The 18,323-nt window shown below is 54.0% G+C and carries 13 protein-coding genes, 2 pseudogenes and 1 other annotated feature; of the genes and pseudogenes, 8 read left to right on the top strand and 7 right to left on the bottom strand.

What is annotated here, in order from left to right:
* Positions 1-218 precede the first annotated feature (218 nt).
* The 3 genes from clpB to rluD all read right to left on the bottom strand — a co-directional run bounded on the left by clpB (position 219) and on the right by rluD (position 4,623).
* A complete protein-coding gene (gene clpB, locus MKZ79_RS11290; protein WP_336142161.1) occupies positions 219-2,792 on the bottom strand; it encodes an ATP-dependent chaperone ClpB in 2,574 nt (857 codons plus the stop codon).
* A gap of 125 nt (positions 2,793-2,917) precedes the next feature.
* Positions 2,918-3,646 (bottom strand): purine nucleoside phosphorylase YfiH, encoded by a 729-nt coding sequence (gene yfiH, locus MKZ79_RS11285; protein ID WP_336142160.1) that lies wholly within the window; start codon positions 3,644-3,646, stop codon positions 2,918-2,920.
* Positions 3,646-4,623 carry a 23S rRNA pseudouridine(1911/1915/1917) synthase RluD gene (rluD, locus tag MKZ79_RS11280; protein ID WP_336142157.1) on the bottom strand — a complete coding sequence of 326 codons (978 nt, stop codon included), beginning with the start codon at positions 4,621-4,623 and terminating at the stop codon, positions 3,646-3,648. Before rluD ends, yfiH begins: the two co-directional genes overlap by 1 nt.
* Before the next feature lie 130 nt (positions 4,624-4,753).
* Here rluD and bamD point away from each other — a divergent pair, with 130 nt between their 5' ends.
* Together bamD and raiA are read left to right on the top strand one after the other, a co-directional pair.
* Positions 4,754-5,485 carry an outer membrane protein assembly factor BamD gene (bamD, locus tag MKZ79_RS11275; protein ID WP_336142154.1) on the top strand — a complete coding sequence of 244 codons (732 nt, stop codon included), beginning with the start codon at positions 4,754-4,756 and terminating at the stop codon, positions 5,483-5,485.
* Between the two features lie 247 nt (positions 5,486-5,732).
* Positions 5,733-6,083: a ribosome-associated translation inhibitor RaiA gene (gene raiA, locus MKZ79_RS11270; RefSeq protein ID WP_336142152.1), complete on the top strand. Its 351-nt coding sequence runs from the start codon at positions 5,733-5,735 to the stop codon at positions 6,081-6,083.
* A gap of 298 nt (positions 6,084-6,381) precedes the next feature.
* On the opposite strand, the pseudogene MKZ79_RS11265 reads toward raiA, so the two are convergent.
* A pseudogene (locus MKZ79_RS11265) lies at positions 6,382-7,350 on the bottom strand (glycosyltransferase family 9 protein); the annotation flags it as partial.
* A 405-nt stretch (positions 7,351-7,755) separates the two neighbouring features.
* Positions 7,756-7,880, top strand: a sequence feature (Phe leader region).
* Here MKZ79_RS11265 and pheL point away from each other — a divergent pair.
* The 4 genes from pheL to MKZ79_RS11245 all read left to right on the top strand — a co-directional run bounded on the left by pheL (position 7,757) and on the right by MKZ79_RS11245 (position 10,990).
* The gene (gene pheL, locus MKZ79_RS11260) at positions 7,757-7,804 is read left to right on the top strand and encodes a pheA operon leader peptide PheL (RefSeq protein WP_199746341.1); all 48 of its coding nucleotides are present in this window, start codon (positions 7,757-7,759) and stop codon (positions 7,802-7,804) included. (Overlaps the previous feature by 48 nt.)
* A 23-nt stretch (positions 7,881-7,903) precedes the next feature.
* Positions 7,904-9,064 carry a bifunctional chorismate mutase/prephenate dehydratase gene (pheA, locus tag MKZ79_RS11255; RefSeq protein WP_336142150.1) on the top strand — a complete coding sequence of 387 codons (1,161 nt, stop codon included), beginning with the start codon at positions 7,904-7,906 and terminating at the stop codon, positions 9,062-9,064.
* A gap of 178 nt (positions 9,065-9,242) precedes the next feature.
* Positions 9,243-10,292 carry an ABC transporter substrate-binding protein gene (locus tag MKZ79_RS11250; RefSeq protein ID WP_336142148.1) on the top strand — a complete coding sequence of 350 codons (1,050 nt, stop codon included), beginning with the start codon at positions 9,243-9,245 and terminating at the stop codon, positions 10,290-10,292.
* Positions 10,289-10,990, top strand: a complete 702-nt coding sequence (locus tag MKZ79_RS11245; RefSeq protein ID WP_336142146.1) for a substrate-binding domain-containing protein — start codon at positions 10,289-10,291, stop codon at positions 10,988-10,990. The genes MKZ79_RS11250 and MKZ79_RS11245 overlap by 4 nt, the downstream gene beginning before the upstream one ends.
* A gap of 65 nt (positions 10,991-11,055) precedes the next feature.
* Here the strand turns inward: MKZ79_RS11245 and tyrA are convergent, their stop codons facing one another.
* Together tyrA and MKZ79_RS11235 are read right to left on the bottom strand one after the other, a co-directional pair.
* A complete protein-coding gene (gene tyrA / locus MKZ79_RS11240) occupies positions 11,056-12,177 on the bottom strand; it encodes a bifunctional chorismate mutase/prephenate dehydrogenase (protein ID WP_336142144.1) in 1,122 nt (373 codons plus the stop codon).
* A gap of 11 nt (positions 12,178-12,188) precedes the next feature.
* A complete protein-coding gene (locus MKZ79_RS11235) occupies positions 12,189-13,259 on the bottom strand; it encodes a 3-deoxy-7-phosphoheptulonate synthase (RefSeq protein ID WP_336142143.1) in 1,071 nt (356 codons plus the stop codon).
* A 456-nt stretch (positions 13,260-13,715) separates the two neighbouring features.
* Between MKZ79_RS11235 and MKZ79_RS11230 the strand changes: the two genes are divergently transcribed.
* Positions 13,716-14,228, top strand: a complete 513-nt coding sequence (locus MKZ79_RS11230) for a GNAT family N-acetyltransferase (protein WP_336142141.1) — start codon at positions 13,716-13,718, stop codon at positions 14,226-14,228.
* A 7-nt stretch (positions 14,229-14,235) separates the two neighbouring features.
* On the opposite strand, the pseudogene MKZ79_RS11225 reads toward MKZ79_RS11230, so the two are convergent.
* Positions 14,236-14,577: pseudogene (locus MKZ79_RS11225) on the bottom strand (HlyD family efflux transporter periplasmic adaptor subunit); the annotation flags it as partial.
* Between the two features lie 543 nt (positions 14,578-15,120).
* Here MKZ79_RS11225 and MKZ79_RS11220 point away from each other — a divergent pair.
* Positions 15,121-18,323 (top strand): M66 family metalloprotease (locus tag MKZ79_RS11220; RefSeq protein WP_336142138.1); only part of this gene is annotated, 3,203 nt, incomplete at its 3' end.

Here is an 18,323-nt window from a genome sequence, read left to right as displayed (position 1 = left end):
CGGTTCAGCTTCCTGAACCTCTCAACCCGGCGGCCTGTAAGCCGTTGTTCCGTGTCGATGGAGGCGCATTATAGGGAGTTCTCGACGGCTGACAACCCCTAATTGCAAAAAAAGATCCGACCGTTCAAAAAAGCAGCTCAAACGGTTAAAAAGCGCTATTAACGTTCGTTAAACAGACAAAAATGGGCCCGAAGGCCCATTTTTATAAGTAACCCTGGTTACTGTCTGGCTACGATAGCGCCGTCCTGTACGTCCATCTCTATGGTTTTCCCCGGAACCAGCTGACCAGAAAGTATCTGTTGCGCCAGCGGGTTTTCGATCTGCTGCTGAATGGCGCGTTTTAAAGGCCTTGCGCCATAAACCGGGTCGTAGCCGTTTTCGCCCAGCAGTTGCAGAGCGGCATCGGAGATATGCAGCGCATAACCACGATCGGCCAGGCGGTCGTACAGACGCTGCAGCTGAATCTTCGCGATAGAGGCGATATGTTTTTCGCCCAGCGGATGGAAAACCACCAGCTCGTCGATACGGTTGATAAACTCCGGGCGGAAATGCTGCCCTACCACGTTCATCACCACATCTTTCATTTCCGCGTAGCTCAGCGCGCCAAAACGTTCCTGAATCAGGTCGGACCCCAGGTTAGAGGTCATGATGACGACCGTATTACGGAAGTCGACCGTTCTGCCCTGTCCGTCCGTCAGACGACCATCGTCCAGCACCTGCAGTAAAATATTGAATACGTCAGGATGCGCTTTTTCCACTTCATCCAGCAGGATGACGGAGTAAGGACGGCGGCGTACCGCTTCGGTCAGGTAGCCCCCTTCTTCATAGCCGACATAGCCTGGAGGCGCGCCTACCAGCCGCGATACCGCGTGTTTCTCCATAAACTCCGACATATCCAGGCGAACCATTGCGTCATCGCTGTCGAACATAAAGTTAGCCAGCGCTTTACAAAGTTCGGTTTTACCTACCCCTGTCGGGCCGAGGAACAGGAAAGAACCAATAGGCCGGTTCGGATCGGCCAGACCTGCCCGGCTACGGCGGATAGCGTTCGATACCGCTTCAACGGCCTCATCCTGACCTATCACGCGCTGATGCAGTTCCTGCTCCATACGCAGCAGTTTGTCACGCTCGCCTTCCATCATGCGATCCACCGGTATGCCGGTCCAGCGGGCCAGCACGTCGGCAATTTCCACATCAGTAACGCGGTTACGCAGCAGCCGCATGGTTTTCCCTTCCGCCTGCGTGGCGGCCGCCAGCTGTTTTTCCAGCTCCGGAATTTTTCCGTACTGCAGCTCCGACATCTGCGCCAGGTCGCCAGTACGGCGCGCCTGCTCCAGCGAAAGTTTGGCCTGTTCCAGCTCCGCTTTAATAGTCTGAGTGCCAGAAAGCGACGCTTTCTCCGCTTTCCACTCTTCTTCCAGCTCTGAATAGTCGCGCTCTTTCTGGCTCAGCTCTTCTTCCAGCATTTCCAGCCGCTTGATACTGGCGTCGTCCGACTCTTTTTTCAGCGCCTGCTGCTCCAGCTTGAGCTGAATGATGCGCCGCTCCAGGCGATCCAGCGCTTCCGGTTTGGAGTCGATCTGCATACGAATGCTTGAAGCCGCTTCGTCAATCAGGTCGATAGCCTTATCCGGCAGCTGCCGGTCTGCAATATAGCGATGCGACAGCGTAGCCGCAGCCACGATAGCCGGATCGGTAATCTGCACATGGTGATGCAGCTCATAGCGTTCTTTCAGCCCACGCAGAATCGCGATAGTGTCTTCCACGCTTGGCTCCGCCACGAAGACCTTCTGGAAACGACGCTCCAGCGCCGCGTCCTTCTCTATATATTGTCGATACTCATCCAGCGTGGTGGCGCCGACGCAGTGCAGCTCGCCGCGAGCCAGCGCAGGTTTCAGCATATTGCCTGCATCCATCGCGCCGTCCGCTTTGCCCGCGCCGACCATAGTGTGCAGCTCGTCGATAAAGAGAATGACGTTGCCTTCCTGTTTGGAGAGGTCGTTCAGCACGCCTTTCAGGCGCTCTTCAAATTCGCCGCGGTATTTAGCGCCCGCCACCAGCGCGCCCATATCCAGCGCCAGCACCCGACGGCCTTTCAGACCTTCCGGCACTTCGCCATTGATAATGCGCTGCGCCAGCCCTTCCACGATCGCGGTTTTACCCACGCCAGGTTCGCCGATCAGTACCGGGTTGTTTTTAGTACGGCGCTGCAGAACCTGGATGGTGCGGCGGATCTCTTCGTCACGCCCGATAACCGGATCCAGTTTGCCTTTCTCTGCACGCTCGGTGAGATCGATGGTGTACTTATTCAGCGCCTGACGCTGATCTTCCGCGCCCTGATCGTTCACGGTTTCGCCTCCACGCAGGTGGTCGATTGCCCGCTGCAGTTTTTCGCTGGTCGCACCGGCGGATTTCAGCAAATCAGCCAGCGATCCCCGCGAATCGAGCGCGGCAAGAACAAAGAGTTCAGATGAAATAAAGTTGTCGGCGCGTTTCTGCGCCAGTTTGTCGCACAGATTGAGCACGCGCACCAGGTCGGCGGAAGGCTGAACATCGCCATCGGCGCCCTCTACCTGCGGCAGTCGACTGATAGCCTGCTCAACGCCATTGCGCAGCGCGGAGACATCCACGCCAGCCGACGTCAGTAAAGGTGAAACGGAACCGCCTTCCTGTTTGAGCAGGGCGCTCATCAGATGCAGCGGTTCTATAAATTGGTTGTCGCGCCCAAGCGCTAAAGACTGGGCGTCTGCGAGAGCAAGCTGGAATTTATTAGTAAGACGATCCAGACGCATAATTCCCCCATTCAGGTCAAATTGCTACTGGAGATTAAATGAGGTCTTCCCTCAAATTTTCAAGTTAAGTGACCGGAATATTTTGGTGAAAAATAATACAGTCGGGATCGTCTTATGGCGACAGGTTAGCTCAGCCAGATCAAACTTGCCATTCGTCCCGTAACGCCGTCGCGTCGGAAGGAGAAAAATTGCTCAGGCTGCGAAAAGGTGCAAAGGCCTCCGCCTGAGATCTGGCGGACTCCCTGACGCTGCAATCGCTGACGGGCAAGCTGCCAGATATCGGCATAATATTTCTCGCCTGCCGCAGTAAAAGCAGCGGCATCGGCCGCATTCCGCGTTACAAAAGCTTCCCTGACTTCTGCGCCGACCTCGAAAGCCTGTGGGCCGATCGCCGGCCCCAGCCAGGCCATGATCTCTTGCGGCGGCGAGTCAAAAGCGGCCAGCGTCGCCTCAAGCACGCCGGCGCAGAGACCGCGCCAGCCCGCGTGGGCGGCAGCAATCTCTTTGCCATCCTGCGAGCAGAAAAGCACCGGCAGGCAGTCTGCGGTCATCACTGCGCAAACCGCGCCGGGCTGGCGCGTGTAAACGGCATCCGCCCGCAGCGAAGCAGGCTGTTCGCGGGTAAGACGAAGCACTTCGACGCCGTGCACCTGTTCCAGCCAGATCGGCATAGCGGGCAGCGCCGCCAGGGTAGCGAGAGTCTGCCGGTTTTGTGCGACCGCTGCAGAATCATCACCAACGTGCGCGCCCAGGTTCAGCGAATGCCACGGCGCCTCGCTGACGCCGCCCGTCCGCGTCGTGCTGCAGGCCCGCACGTTCGCGGGCATCTCCCATACCGGCTTAATCAGGCTCATTACCAGTCCAGCTGATCTTTAAATTCTTCGGTATCGGCTTTGAGTGCCTCAATCAGCTCAACCATATCCTGCGGCAGCGGCGCGTGCCACTCCATCTCAATACCGGTGACGGGATGATAAAGACGCAGCATAGTCGCATGAAGCGCCTGACGATCGAACTTGCGCAGCGTGCCGATAAAAGCCTCGGAGGCGCCCTTCGGCGGACGCGGTCGGCCGCCATACAGCGGATCACCCACCAGCGGATGGCTGATATGAGACATATGCACGCGGATCTGGTGCGTACGGCCCGTTTCAAGACGCAGGCGCAGACGAGTATGGGCGCGGAAGTGCTCCATAATGCGATAGTGCGTGGTGGCCGGTTTCCCCATCGGGTGAACCGCCATATGCGTCCGCTTAGTGGAGTGACGGCTAATCGGCTCGTTGACCGTGCCACCCGCTGTCATTCTGCCGATAGCAACCGCTTCATACTCGCGGGTGATTTCGCGCAGCTGCAGAGATTCGACAAGATGCGTTTGTGCCGGCACCGTTTTAGCGACCACCATCAGGCCTGTGGTGTCTTTATCCAGGCGATGAACGATGCCCGCGCGCGGCACGTCCGCGATGGCCGGATAGTGGTAGAGCAGCGCGTTAAGCACCGTGCCGTCAGGATTGCCCGCGCCCGGATGCACCACGAGATCGCGTGGCTTGTTGATCACCAGGATGTCGTCATCCTCATAGACGATATCAAGAGGAATGTTTTGCGCTTCCCAGCGCGCCTCTTCTTCTATCTCCGCGTCGATGGCGATTTGTTCGCCGCCGAGCAGTTTTTCACGCGGTTTGTCGATAATTACGCCGTTGACGCTGATGCGGCGGTCGAGAATCCACTCTTTTATACGAGATCTTGAATAATCAGGGAACAATTCGGCCAAAGCCTGATCTAAGCGTTGTCCGAGTTGCGATTCGGAGACCGTTGCGTTGAGTTTTACTTGTTGTGCCATAAACAGCTTCTTCGTTAACGTTGGGTTTTCACGGCGATGCCGTTTAATATAATGTGCTATTGTACCTGGTCACTATCGGGAGCTACATGGACAGCTTCCTGAATAACACTCTGAGGATAATCAAATCGTCATGACGCGTATGAAATATCTGGTGGCTGCAGCCACGTTGAGCCTGGCATTAGCGGGTTGTTCCGGCTCGAAGGATACGGTGCCCGATAGCCCGCCTTCCGAGATCTATGCCACAGCCCAGCAAAAACTGCAGGACGGTAACTTTAAAGGAGCGATAACGCAACTGGAAGCGCTTGATAACCGCTATCCGTTCGGGCCTTACTCCCAGCAAGTTCAGTTAGACCTGATCTACGCTTACTATAAAAATGCCGATTTACCGCTGGCTCAGGCCGCGATCGATCGCTTTATGCGTCTGAATCCGACCCACCCGAATATCGATTACGTGATTTATATGCGTGGCCTGACGGATATGGCGCTGGATGACAGTGCGCTGCAGGGCTTTTTCGGCATAGACCGTTCCGACCGCGATCCTTCACACGCGCGCGACGCCTTCCACGACTTCTCACAGCTGCTGCGCGGTTACCCGAACAGCCAGTATGCGACGGACGCGAGAAAGCGTTTGATCTATCTGAAAGACCGTCTGGCGAAGTATGAGCTTTCCGTGGCGCAATTCTACACTAAGCGTGAAGCTTATGTCGCTGTAGTTAACCGCGTTGAGCAAATGATGAAGGATTATCCGGATACGCAGGCGACTCGCCAGGCGCTGCCGCTGATGGAGAACGCCTACCGTAAGCTGCAGTTGACCGCCGAAGCGGACAAAGTGGCCAAAATCATCGCGACCAATCAAGCCTAATCTGAAAATGGCGGCGCTTACGCTGCCATTTTTTTCCCCGCTGCGCTGTTTCGCCAGGAGTTAACTTACCCATCATGCCTGCGAAAACGCGGGTCTACAAGCCTCTTCAACACGATTGCCAGCCTGTCTCACAAAACCGCCTTTCTTGACAAAAAGTGACAAAATAAGGTGATGCGAATCACGCAAACCCGCTTTTTCCAGGGTATGCTTACTCTACATTCGACGGAAATGAGTAGAGGTAAGTACTATGGTTTTAAACATTACCAGCAAGCAAATGGAAATCACTCCGGCTATCCGCCAACATGTCGAAGAACGTCTCGCCAAACTGGAAAAATGGCAAACTCATCTGATTAACCCGCATATCGTTCTTTCTAAAGAGCCGAAAGAGTATGTCGCTGACGCCACTATCAACACGCCGAATGGCCCGCTGGTCGCCAGCGCCAAACATGATGATATGTATGCGGCTATCAATGAGCTGATCGGCAAGCTGGAGCGCCAGCTGAACAAGGTTCAGCACAAGGGCGAAGCGAAACGCGCCCAGGCCAGTGTCAAAGACCTCAGCCCTATTGAACCGGATGCCATCGAGCAGAACAGTTAAAAAGATGACGACGCGCCTTTTCAGGCGCGTTTTTGTTTGTATGACGCCTTTTAACGCGAGCCTTTTTCTCTGCTTTCATCCCGCCTTTCACGTACGGAATTCATCAACTCGATATAACAATCGTCGCAAAGCTCATCGTCCCAGGCAAACAGCCGTTGAAAGAAGCGCCGCTTAACGCCGCACTCTGTACAATATTTTAAGGCGATAACGCTCATCAGACGGCGACGCTCCTTTCGACAGATGGCGGCAAACATTGTTCCTGAAGCTGTACAGCGGCAGATGCTGCGGAAATTTCCTCCAGCAGCTTAGTAACGGCTGAACAAACTGCGTCCACCGCAATATCGCTGACCTGGCGGCCTTGATGCAGTAAAACAGATTGAACGCCCAGCGGATGCCAGCGCCGATATTTTTCCGGGCGGGATTCAAACAGCGCCACCAGTGGAATTTGCAGCGCCGAGGCCAGATGAACCGGCGCGCTGTCAGCCGAAATCACTATATCCAGCTGCGTCATCGCCGCGATCAGCCCGGCTACGGTTTGCGTGGTTATGCAACGAACGCTGTTATTTCTCTGCCATTCGTCTGCGAGGGTTTCCTGCGGCGAAAGAACAACGATAATTTCGCAGTTCTCAGCAAACCTCTCGCTTAGCAACTGCCATTTTTGCAGCGGCCAGCGTCGCTCTGCGCTTTTATTGGAAACAAACAAGCCCAGTCTGGGTTTACGCTTTTCTCCCAGATAGTGCTGCCAGTATGCAGACTGCTTTTCACAGGGAAAAACGTACGGCCTTAGCTGCCTGATATCCGGCTTGCCCAGCTCCGGAACAAGCATAAAACCGGAAAGCGCTTCATGAAGCAGAGGGCGAGTCGCAACATGGGCTTCAACGCGATCGTCGAATTCAGTATCGGCGTTATGCCAGCGACAGTCGGCAACGTTCAATTGTCTGGCGAAATTGATGGCATTTTTATTCATCCCGCCATTGGGAATCACAAGCAGATCAAATTTCATCCCGCGCAAAGTTAAAATTAATTTAACTCTGTCTTTAAGGTAATTGAGAAAACCGGGCCTGATATTCTTTTCATAATTTTTTGAATATACGTAATGATGAACTCTGGCGATCGCAGGATTATTATCCAGTACGGACGCATTATATTTGTTGGCAAGAACATGAATTTCCGCCTGCGGCCAGCGCGTTTTCAGCGCCTGCAGCAAAGGCGTGGTACAGACCATGTCACCCAAAAAGTCGATACGAATCACCAGGATTCGCCTTATGGAATCTTTCTCCACGTCTATATCCCTTTTATAAGCTTTCTTTCCCTGAAATTAATGCTTATCGACGGCAAACTTTGCATTGTGCGCGCAGGATAATAGCAGATGCTGCTGACGCCAGGAAATTAAAAAATTATGAGCTAGCCATTATTAACAATGAAAACTATTATTTTATACTTATAATTTACACTGTTAATATATTTATAAAAATATAAAACCTGATAGTTTATTATAAGCGACAGACGAGCTGACGCCGGGCAAGTATAAAAACCCGACAACAGTGCCTTACCCGCGTTTCGCCTCTCTTAGCAACCTGCCAGGCCGCATGCCTACAGTCAAAGCGCGTTTTCTGTTGACAGCAATAAATTGCTGCGGTTATTTTAACCTTCTGACAATCATGGATACTCTGATGAAACAGCTGCCGTTTTTCTTCGCCTTCTTTTTTACCTTCCGCTAATCGGGAGGCAATTCGTCGTGTAAGAGAGAATGCGAAGACGAACAACAAGGCCTCCCAGTTGGGAGGCTTTTTTTTTATGAACATCTGACAGGTAGCCCTATGACCACCGAAAATCCCCTGCTGGGCCTGCGCGAAAAGATCAGCGCGCTGGATGAACAACTGCTGAGTCTGCTGGCCAGTCGCCGGGCGCTGGCGATTGAGGTCGCCAAAGCGAAGATGGCTACGCATCGTCCCGTGCGCGACATCGACCGCGAGCGCGATCTGCTGGAACATCTGGTTACGCTGGGCAAAGCGCACCAGCTGGACGCGCACTACATCACCCGCGTTTTTCAGCTGATTATTGAAGATTCCGTTCTGACACAGCAGGCGCTGCTGCAAAAACAGCTTAATCAGATCAGCGCGCAGTCGGCCCGCATCGCTTTTCTCGGCCCGAAAGGCTCTTATTCTCACCTAGCTTCGCGCAACTATGCCGCCCGCCATTTTGACAACTTTATTGAGTGCGGCTGCCTGAATTTCCGCGATATCTTTAATCAGGTCGAGACGGGACAGGCTGATTACGCGGTATTGCCTATTGAAAACACCAGCTCAGGTTCCATCAACGAAGTTTACGACCTGCTGCAGCAGACCAGCCTGTCGCTGGTTGGCGAGATGACGCTGCCTATCGATCACTGCGTACTGGTTGCGGGCAGCACGGATTTACAGCAGATCGAAACCGTCTACAGCCATCCGCAGCCTTTCCAGCAGTGCAGCGAATTTATCCATCGCTATCCACACTGGAAAATTGAATACACCGAAAGCACCGCCGCCGCGATGGAGCAGGTTGCCGCGCTGAACTCGCCGAAAGCGGCAGCGCTGGGCAGCCAGGCTGGTGGCGAACTCTATGGTCTGCAGGTGCTGGAGCGCAATCTGGCCAATCAGCAGCAAAATATCACCCGTTTCGTTGTTCTGGCGCGCAAGCCTGTTGAGGTCACGCTGCAGGTACCAGCCAAAACCACGCTGATAATGGCGACCGGACAGCAGGCAGGTGCGCTGGTGGAAGCGCTGTTGGTGCTGCGTCAGCATAATCTGGTAATGAGCAAGCTGGAGTCGCGTCCGATTAACGGCAATCCGTGGGAAGAGATGTTCTATATCGATTTTCAGGGCAACCTGCGTTCGGAAGAGGTGCAGCAGGCGCTGCGCGAGCTGACCGCTATTACGCGCTCGTTGAAGGTACTGGGCTGCTATCCCAGCGAAAACGTTCTGCCGGTCGAACCGCGATAGGTATTGCAGCAGCCGCTTCCCGGAGCGGCTGCAGTTGCTAACCATGTACCGTGAAGCCAGATCGCTCCAGTCTGGTTTGCCCTTTGCGCTGACTACTTCTTTATTACCTCGACCGGATCATTTCCTGTTTCGCGCTGACGCTATATTATTTCCTATATAACGATTATCAGGAAACAGTATGCGCACTCTTTTAAGCTCCGTTTTGTTGCTGGCAGCCAGCCTGCTCCCCTTCTCCGCCTTTGCCGATCGTCAGGTGACCGATCAGCTGGGTCGTCAGGTCACTCTTCCCGATCGCGTCGATCGCGTGGTGGTGCTGCAGCATCAGACGCTGAATCTGCTGGTGCAGCTGGATGCCACAAAAACAGTGGTCGGTATCCTCAGCAACTGGAAGCAGCAGCTTGGCGACGGTTATCAGCGGCTGGCGCCGGAGCTGACCACGCTGCCGACGCTGGGCGATCTGACTCATGTGGATGTGGAAAAGCTGGTCGCGCTGCATCCGCAGGTAGTCTTCGTCACCAACTATGCGCCGCAGGAGATGATTGACCAGATTCAGAACCTCGGCATCGCCGTTATCGCTATCTCGCTACGCGCCGACGATAAGCAGCAGAGCCGCCTCAATCCCGTGCTGGCTAACGAAGAGCAGGCCTATAACGAGGGACTAAAAGAAGGTATCCGTCTGATAGGTCAGGTGGTCAATCACCCGCAGCAGGCCGAAGCACTGATCAAAGCAACCTTCAGCCAGCGCCAGCTCACCGCTGAGCGGCTGAAGACTATCCCCGTTTCGCAACGCATTCGGGTTTATATGGCGAATCCCGATTTCACCACTTACGGTTCTGGCAAATATACCGGCCTGATGATGGCTCATGCCGGCGCGCTGAACGTGGCTGCCGCTACGGTAAAGGGCTATAAGCAGGTTTCTATGGAGCAGATCCTCGCCTGGGATCCTCAGGTGATCTTTGTCCAGGATCGCTATCCGCAGGTGATCGATGAGATCAATCAACAGCCCGCATGGCAAGCGGTGGACGCCGTAAAAAATCATCGGGTTTATCTGATGCCGGAGTATGCCAAAGCCTGGGGCTATCCGATGCCGGAAGCGTTAGCGCTGGGCGAACTGTGGATGGCGAAGAAGCTCTATCCGGAAAAATTCCGTGATATCGATATGCAAAAAAAAGCGGATGAGTGGTATCAGCGGTTTTACCGCACGCACTATACGGGCAGCAATGAATGACGATTTCCATTCTGGCTGCCGGCAGTCTGCGAAAAATCTGGCCAGCGCTGGCTAAAGCCTGGGATCGGCCCGTCGCTATAGAATTTGGGCCGGCAGGAGTGCTTTGCGAGCGTATTCGACAGGGCGAGCGCTGCGATCTCTTTTTGTCGGCCAATACGACTCACCCACAGTCGCTGCTGACGGCAGAGATTGCCAGCGAAGTCGCGGTCTTTACCCACAATCAGCTCTGCCTGAGCGTAAAGGATACACTGCTCAGAGGCAATCCAAACTGGCTTGAACTTCTTGCCGATCCGACACTGCGCGTCGCTACCTCGACGCCATTAAGCGATCCGTCCGGCGACTATACGTGGCAGCTTTTCGAGCGTATTGAACAGCATTACGCTGGTATGGGAACAGGCCTGAAGCAGCGAGCGCGCCAGCTGGTCGGCGGAGCGGACAGCCCGGCGGTGCCAGCTGGGGAATCGGCGGCAAGCTGGCTGCTGAACAGCGCTCGGACGGATATTTTTATTGGCTATCAAAGTTACGCCGCGCGGCCCGGCATTGCCGTTGTCGCTATTCCGCCGCCTTTTCAGGTTCGCGCCAGTTACGCTTTTGCCGTTTGCCATGCCGAAGCCAGCGCGCTGGCAGATTTTTTACTGAGCGCTCAGGCGCAGGCGATTTTGCAGCAAGGCGGGTTTCTTCCGCTTGTGGCGCAATAAAAAGGGACAAAAAAACCGGCCCTGAATCTGGCCGGTTTTTGATCTGAAGAGCTCTGCCCCGCGCCTTAAGGACGGCTGTCGTTGGCCTGACGCAGCAGCGAACGGCTTTCCAGTAAAAAGCGCTGGGCATAGTCGCCAAACCACTGTTCCACGCGGCGGAAGCTGTCGACAAAGGCCTGTTTGTCGCCCTTCTCCAACAGTTCGATTGCCTCGCCAAAGCGCTGATAGTAGCGTTTGATCAACGCCAGGTTGTTTTCCGAGGACATGATGATATCCGCGTAAAGCTGTGGATCCTGGGCGAACAGCCTGCCGACCATCGCCAGCTCCAGTCGGTAGATAGGCGACGAGAGCGCCAGCAGCTGCTCAAGCTGCACGTTCTCTTCCGCCAGATGCAGACCATAGGCAAAGGTGGCGAAGTGGCGCAGCGCCTGAATAAAGGCCATGTTCTGATCGTGCTCGACCGCGCTAATGCGATGCAGCCGCGCGCCCCAGACCTGAATTTGCTCCAGGAACCACTGATAGGCTTCAGGCTGGCGGCCATCGCACCAGACCACTACCTGTTTCGCCAGGCTGCCGCTGTCCGGGCCGAACATCGGATGCAGTCCCAGCACCGGGCCGCTATGCGCGGCCAGCATCGCCTGCAGCGGGCCGTTTTTCACCGAGGCGAGATCGACCAGGATACAGTCCTCAGGCAGCGGCGGCAGCTCCGCGATCACTTTTTCAGTCAGATGAATCGGCACGCTGATAATCACCATGCCGGCGTCCGCCAGCGTGCTTTCCGCCTGCGCCCAGTCCTCTTTATCCAGCGTTTTTACCTGATAGCCGGAAAGCGTCAGCATTTTTTCAAACAGGCGTCCCATTTTGCCTTTACCGCCGACGATCACTACCGGACGGAGGTCAGGCTGCAGGGTTTTGAAACCTTTATCGTTTTCGCTGGTGTAGGATTCCCGCATCACGCGACGCAGCACATCTTCAATCAGATCCGGCGGCACGCCAAGCAGTTCCGCTTCGCGGCGACGCGAAGCCAGCATAGAGGCTTCGCGCTCCGGAACGTAGATTGGCAGTCCGTAGCGGCTTTTGACCTCACCCACTTCCGCAACCAGACTCAGCCTTTTGGCCAGCAGATCGAGCAGCGCTTTATCAACTTCATCAATTTGATCGCGTAACGCGGTCAGTTCAGCCACCATAATTACCTCTCTTACGACAGACGCGCCGCCAGCACGCCGCCCAGCTCCCGATGAATGTTCTGCAGCAGCGTTTCGGTGGTTTCCCAGTTGATGCAGGCATCGGTGACGGAAACGCCGTAGCGCATGGCGCTTTTCGGCTGTTCGGAAGACTGGTTGCCCTCATGCAGATGGCTTTCCAGCATCAGGCCGATGATGGAATGGTTGCCGTCCCTGATCTGCGCGACGGCAGATTCAGCCACGCCTGACTGGCGGCGGAAGTCTTTATTAGAATTACCGTGGCTGCAATCTATCATTAGCGAGGGACGGAGTCCCGCCTGCTGCATCTCTTTTTCGCACTGCGCCACATCTTCCGGGCCGTAGTTAGGCTGCTTGCCGCCGCGTAAAATCACATGGCCGTCAGGATTGCCCCTGGTTTGCAGCAGGCAAACCTGACCGCTCTGATTGATGCCGACGAAACGGTGCGGCATAGCGGCGGCGCGCATGGCGTTAATCGCCGTTCCCAGGCTCCCGTCGGTGCCGTTTTTAAAGCCAACCGGCATCGAGAGGCCGGAAGCCATTTCGCGGTGCGTTTGCGACTCCGTGGTGCGCGCGCCGATGGCTGACCAGCTGAAAAGGTCGCCCAGGTATTGTGGGCTGTTTGGATCCAGCGCTTCCGTCGCCAGCGGCAGTCCCATTTCCACCAGATCTACCAGCAGGCGACGCGCAATGTGCAGGCCGGCTTCCATATCGAAAGAGTTATCCATGTAAGGGTCGTTAATCAGCCCTTTCCAGCCGACGGTGGTGCGCGGTTTTTCGAAGTAGACGCGCATGACGATATAGAGCTGATCCTTGAGCTGGTCAGAGAGCGCTTTCAGATGACGCGCGTAGTCCAGCGCCGCCTCGGTGTCGTGGATGGAACAGGGGCCGCATACCACCAGCAAACGATGATCCTTACCACTGATGATGTCAGAGATAGTCTGACGGGAAGCGGCGATTTGCGCCTGCTGAGCGTCAGTAAGCGGGAACTTGTTTTTCAGCTCCTGCGGCGTAATCAAGATTTGTTCGTCGGCAATATGAACGTTGTTCAGCGCATCTTGTTGCATGGTGGTCCCCTGGTCAGCCCGTAATTAAGATGTTGAACACTGTATCAGATACGGTACAGAAAACAATCCATCACTGTACAGTAAAATTACCACAAAGGTTAAACAACAAGTGGTATCCATTATTAATTATTTAAAATCAAATATATATAAAGTAACCCTCAGGTGTGCGTCGCCTCTTTTCGTACAATAATCTTTACACCGCTCAATCAAAAAGGAAGAGATTGCGGAACACTGCAAGCTCTTTAAGCCGCTAAAATCCAGTAACAAATACAGACTTTTGTTGCTGCAGATTTAGCACTGGTTTCAGCCGCTCTCTGCTCTGTCCTCTGGCGCAGGCCGTGACACCCTTCGCGCATTGACAGGATGAAAACGTTTTTTTCGCGTAATAAGCCTGTTATTAATAATGAGCGTTCAGCAAAAATCAGCCTCAAATTCAGAGAGCTATAAGGAGCGGTTATGCAGATTGTCTTACGTCCTTATCAAAATGAGGATGCCGGGTGTTTCGCTCAGGCGGTCAACGCGTCGCTGGATACGCTGCGGCCGTGGCTTCTTTGGGCGCATGAGGGGTTTAGCGAAGAAGAAGCTCGCCGCTGGTTTGCCGCCACGCATACGCTGCGCGAGAAAGGCGAAGCCAACGAGCTTGGGCTGTTCGCGGAAGATGGCCGACTGCTGGGCGGCGCGGGCTTACGCTACTCTGCAGATCAACAAAATTTTTGCTCGCTAGGCTATTGGGTGCGCAGCAGCGAGCAGCGCCAGGGCATCGCCAGCCAGGCCGTGCGGCATTTGCTGGAACTGGCCTGGCGAAACCCGGAAAGGGATACGGTCGAGATCCTGGCAGTGGCGGAAAATCTCGCCAGCCGCGGCGTGGCGGAGAAATGCGGCGCAGAGTTCAAAGGCATTAAATATGGCCTGATTGTGCTGGACAGCGGCCCGGTCGATACCGCTGTCTATCACTTCTACCGTTCCTGAGTCGCCATTAGCGCTCGCGCAGCGCTTCTTTGGCTTTATTTAGCGGTTTCAGGCAATTCAGCACGCTTTTTTGCCCGGTTTTGATATCCATCGTCGCAATCATTCCCGGCACAATCGGAAAGGTTTTGCCGTTTTTGTTTACCAGGCTGCCGTTTTTATTGCGGATATAAACGCGATAGTAGTAAACGTCTCTTTTGACCTCGTCCTGCAGCGTATCGGGAGAGATCATCGTGACTTCGCCCTGCAGGCCGCCATAGATGGAGTAGTCATAGGCGGTGATTTTCACCAGCGCTTTCTGGCCGGGATAGATAAAGGCGACATCGCGCGGCGAGATGCGCGCCTCAATGACCATCGCGTCAGACAGCATCGTTAAATTATCCCCCGATTAGTTTAAATGCAGAATGGGGATTGCCGGTAATAAGCAGAAGAGACTTTCAACAGAATTTCCATTGCTATTCAGGCGGATACTAATTTTCAAAAAGCGGGTAAAATAATTACGTTTGTCTCAGCTACGCTTTGCCATAAAAATCCTCCCCAGCCTCTTTTAGCCGTTATGTCGCGGGACAGAACCGTATAAAAGAGCCATTGCATTTACATTCAGGTTACATGCCTCCTGTAAAGTTCCAGTCAAATAAAAACTCAGGGATTTCTTATGTTACCGTCCAAAAAAAGCCTAAAAATTTTGGCGATCTATAATGAAAAGTTGGTGTTCAACACTGACGTTAGCTCAAATGATTTACAAGGTTCTCTGGCGGCGAATATTAAATTCGCTCAAAGCCAAATCATTCCGGCAACGGTAAAAAAAGGTGACAGACAACCGCACCTGATCGGTAATCGTAAAACGCTATTACTGGTTAAGCCTCTGGAAAGTGTCGATCGGCTGCAGGTTACCGTGGTTAACAGGGAAAACGAGGTTTTAGGTTCACTTCAACTTGCCCGACCGGAACAATTGCCGTCGACCGCCTATCAGATTGATAACGTTCCGGATGATATTGATTTTAATCCGCTGCCCGGCTCCACTACCATCATTAACAGCAGCGACCAGCTGGCGCAGCTTAGCGAGCCTGATGCTTCATTTTTAAAAGAACAACTGCGGGAAAACTCGCTGTTGGAAATTCAGACAGCCGATGGCCGATGGACTCGCAATATCTATCTGCCGGAAGGCACCGAGCTGGAAAATAAAGTTATCCGTTTCCGCTCAAATGCCGGCTACACCTCGACGGTTATCTATAGCGGTCGTAACGCCACTATTTCTCGGGGAGAAACCTGGCTTTTCAAATACCTGGCCGGACAGTGGGTGCGCGATGGAGAACTGGAAAATCAGGGCCTTGTCTATGCCCTGAACACCTGGAGCGTTGAACTCCCTGCCAGCTGGATAAAGCCTGGCATTGCTCTGCATTTTGCCAGCGGCAACCTGAGCGGGAAATTAGAGAATATTCGTGTCGGTGCGCCGACTGAACTCTTAATCCATACCATCGATATCGGTATGCTGACTGCTCCGCGTAACCAGTTCCTGTTTGCACAGGATCCTGAGGCGCATCGGGAATATTTCCAGACCGCGCCGATATCACGCATGATTATCAGCAACTACCAGTCTCTTCACCTCACTGAAGTGATGTTGCCTGATGGGCAATTACTGACGGATTTTGATCCCAGCCAGGGTGGCGTACACAGCGGCACCATGCGCCAGAGAATAGGTAAAGAGCTGATTTCTCTTGGCATAAACCATGCAAACTACGGCATTAACTGCTCGGAAGGCGCAGGCGAATGGACGCCTTATCTGGCAGGCCAGCTCACGGCGCACAACAGCGTTGGCAAATATGCTAACGGAACGGTGATCCATGGCCTCTCCGGCGGCGCAGGTATGGTGACGCTGGAAAATTCCTTAGGCAACGAGTTTAGTCATGAAGTCGGCCACAATTACGATCTGGTTCATTATCCGGGCGATTTCGATGGCTCTGTTCATCAGTCCGCCGACTCCATCAATTCAACCTGGGGCTGGGATAAGGATCGGCGGAAATTTCTGCCAAATTTTAAACCCTCTATTACCAATAAACCCTCCTGCTATGAGGGCGTATGCCAGGCAACCTTCCACGGTCGCTCTTTTGGCTTTGATCCTATGGCTGGCGGCGAGCCAATGGCGTCAATTAACCGCTTTACGCTCCATACGCCTTATACCGCCGGCCAGGCGCAGGAATTTATGGAGAAAAAAGTCGTCTTTTCCGCCGATTCTGCAACTGGCTTCAGAAAGTGGGATAACAATACGCAACGGATGGAACCTTATTTTCACCGCATCGATACGGTTAGCGGCGTCACGGCTTCTAACAGTGATTTAAGCGCAAATACGCTTACTGCTTTATTCCGCACTTCAGGGTTAGTCAACGTAACAATGGCAGATGGCAACTGGGCTAAAGATATAAACCTGCCTTTGGCTTCTGTGGAAAATAAAGACTGTATATTTACCTTACGTCATCAGGCAACGTATAACAGTACGCTTTTTATCAATGGCACCTCAATTCAGGTTAACAGCGGTTTTAGTAAAAATTTTTATTCCAATGGGAATATCTGGCAGGAATGCCTGATAATCAATTCCCATACCACGCGGACTATCGCATCCAATGAACATTTAAGCCATATCTTTCTGACGGATCTTCTCTCCCGATTTACCTTAACGCAAATCATTTTAAATGATGGCGACTGGGTACCAATCATGGAGATTCCCCCTGCATCAGCCCAGAATAATCAGCGTATTATCTCTGTTGAAAATAACGCACTGGAAGAGTCAATTATCTACATCAACGGCCTGAGCATAGAAATACTGCCTGGTCATAAAAAGCTATATATTTCCGATGGTGGCAGATGGCTTGAAGAACAGGTGGTGGTTGATATCAGTAAGCCGGTTAAACCGAAGCAGTTCGGCGTCCCGGTTACGACTCTGGTCGGTTATTACGATCCTCAGGGTATTTTGCCAGACTATATTTATCCGGCTCTGCATGGCGCTTATGGTTTTATCTATAACGATGACTCAGATGATTTAAACGATACGGATTGCCAGCTATGGGTTGAATCTGCAGAAGGTTTACAGCGCTTTAAACTCGATAATAGCCGTATTCGGAGCAATGTAATGAACAAATTTCATATCAATATCGCGCAATCTGAGCAGCCTCAGACAGTTACTATTATGCGTGATGGCAAGGCCGTCTGCCGTCGTACTATCGAGCCAGCCAGCACATCGCTTACCTGGACCGTAAACGGCGAAAGCGATAATGCCGCACTTCCTTCACCGGTCGAGCCATCGACCGCGCCGGGCAACCTGCGCTGTACCGCCGTGACCGCCAGCGGCATCAGCCTGGCCTGGGATGCCGCCGTAACACGCGGCACGCTGGAATCCTACAGCATTTTCCGCAGCGAGAACGGCGGCGTTACCAGCGTGATCGCCAGCGTGCCGGCGTCGCAGCTGACTTACAGCGATAACGGCCTGAAGGCCGACACCCGCTACAGCTACTTCGCGGTGGCTTACGATGTGGAGGGCAGAATGTCGCCGAAGAGCAATACGCTGACGCTGAGCACTGAGGCACTTCCGGTTACCGCGCCAACCGCGCCGGGCAACCTGCGCAGCACCGCCGTCACCGCCAGCAGCATTAGCCTGGTCTGGGACGCTTCCGTCACCAACGGTTCGCTGGAGTCTTACAGCCTCTTCCGCAGCGAGAACGGCGGCATCACCAGCGTGATCGCCAGCGTGCCTGCGTCGCAGCTGACCTACCGCGATACCGGCCTGAAGGCTGAAACCCGCTACAGCTACTTCGCGGTGGCTTACGATGTTGAGGGCAGAATGTCGCCGAAGAGCAACACGCTGACGCTGAGCACTGAGGCACTTCCGGTTACCGCGCCAACCGCGCCGGGCAACCTGCGCAGCACTGCCGTGACCGCCAGCAGCATCAGCCTGGCCTGGGACGCCTCCGCAACACGCGGCACGTTGGAGTCCTACAGTATCTTCCGCAGCGAGAACGGCGGCGTTACCAGCGTGATCGCCAGCGTGCCTGCGTCGCAGCTGACCTACCGCGATACCGGCCTGAAGGCTGAAACCCGCTACAG

Origin of the sequence: Erwinia sp. CGal63 (genome assembly GCF_037026505.1) — a bacterium.
Taxonomy (GTDB): domain Bacteria; phylum Pseudomonadota; class Gammaproteobacteria; order Enterobacterales; family Enterobacteriaceae; genus Erwinia.
This window is presented reverse-complemented; position numbering and strand designations above follow the sequence as displayed.

Coding starts and splice junctions, on each gene's coding strand:
- clpB (WP_336142161.1), bottom strand. CDS start 2,792: ATGCGTCTGGATCGTCTTACTAATAAATTCCAGCTTGCTCTCGCAGAC.
- bamD (WP_336142154.1), top strand. CDS start 4,754: ATGACGCGTATGAAATATCTGGTGGCTGCAGCCACGTTGAGCCTGGCA.
- pheA (WP_336142150.1), top strand. CDS start 7,904: ATGACCACCGAAAATCCCCTGCTGGGCCTGCGCGAAAAGATCAGCGCG.
- raiA (WP_336142152.1), top strand. CDS start 5,733: ATGGTTTTAAACATTACCAGCAAGCAAATGGAAATCACTCCGGCTATC.
- MKZ79_RS11230 (WP_336142141.1), top strand. CDS start 13,716: ATGCAGATTGTCTTACGTCCTTATCAAAATGAGGATGCCGGGTGTTTC.
- yfiH (WP_336142160.1), bottom strand. CDS start 3,646: ATGAGCCTGATTAAGCCGGTATGGGAGATGCCCGCGAACGTGCGGGCC.
- MKZ79_RS11250 (WP_336142148.1), top strand. CDS start 9,243: ATGCGCACTCTTTTAAGCTCCGTTTTGTTGCTGGCAGCCAGCCTGCTC.
- MKZ79_RS11235 (WP_336142143.1), bottom strand. CDS start 13,259: ATGCAACAAGATGCGCTGAACAACGTTCATATTGCCGACGAACAAATC.
- rluD (WP_336142157.1), bottom strand. CDS start 4,623: ATGGCACAACAAGTAAAACTCAACGCAACGGTCTCCGAATCGCAACTC.
- MKZ79_RS11245 (WP_336142146.1), top strand. CDS start 10,289: ATGACGATTTCCATTCTGGCTGCCGGCAGTCTGCGAAAAATCTGGCCA.
- tyrA (WP_336142144.1), bottom strand. CDS start 12,177: ATGGTGGCTGAACTGACCGCGTTACGCGATCAAATTGATGAAGTTGAT.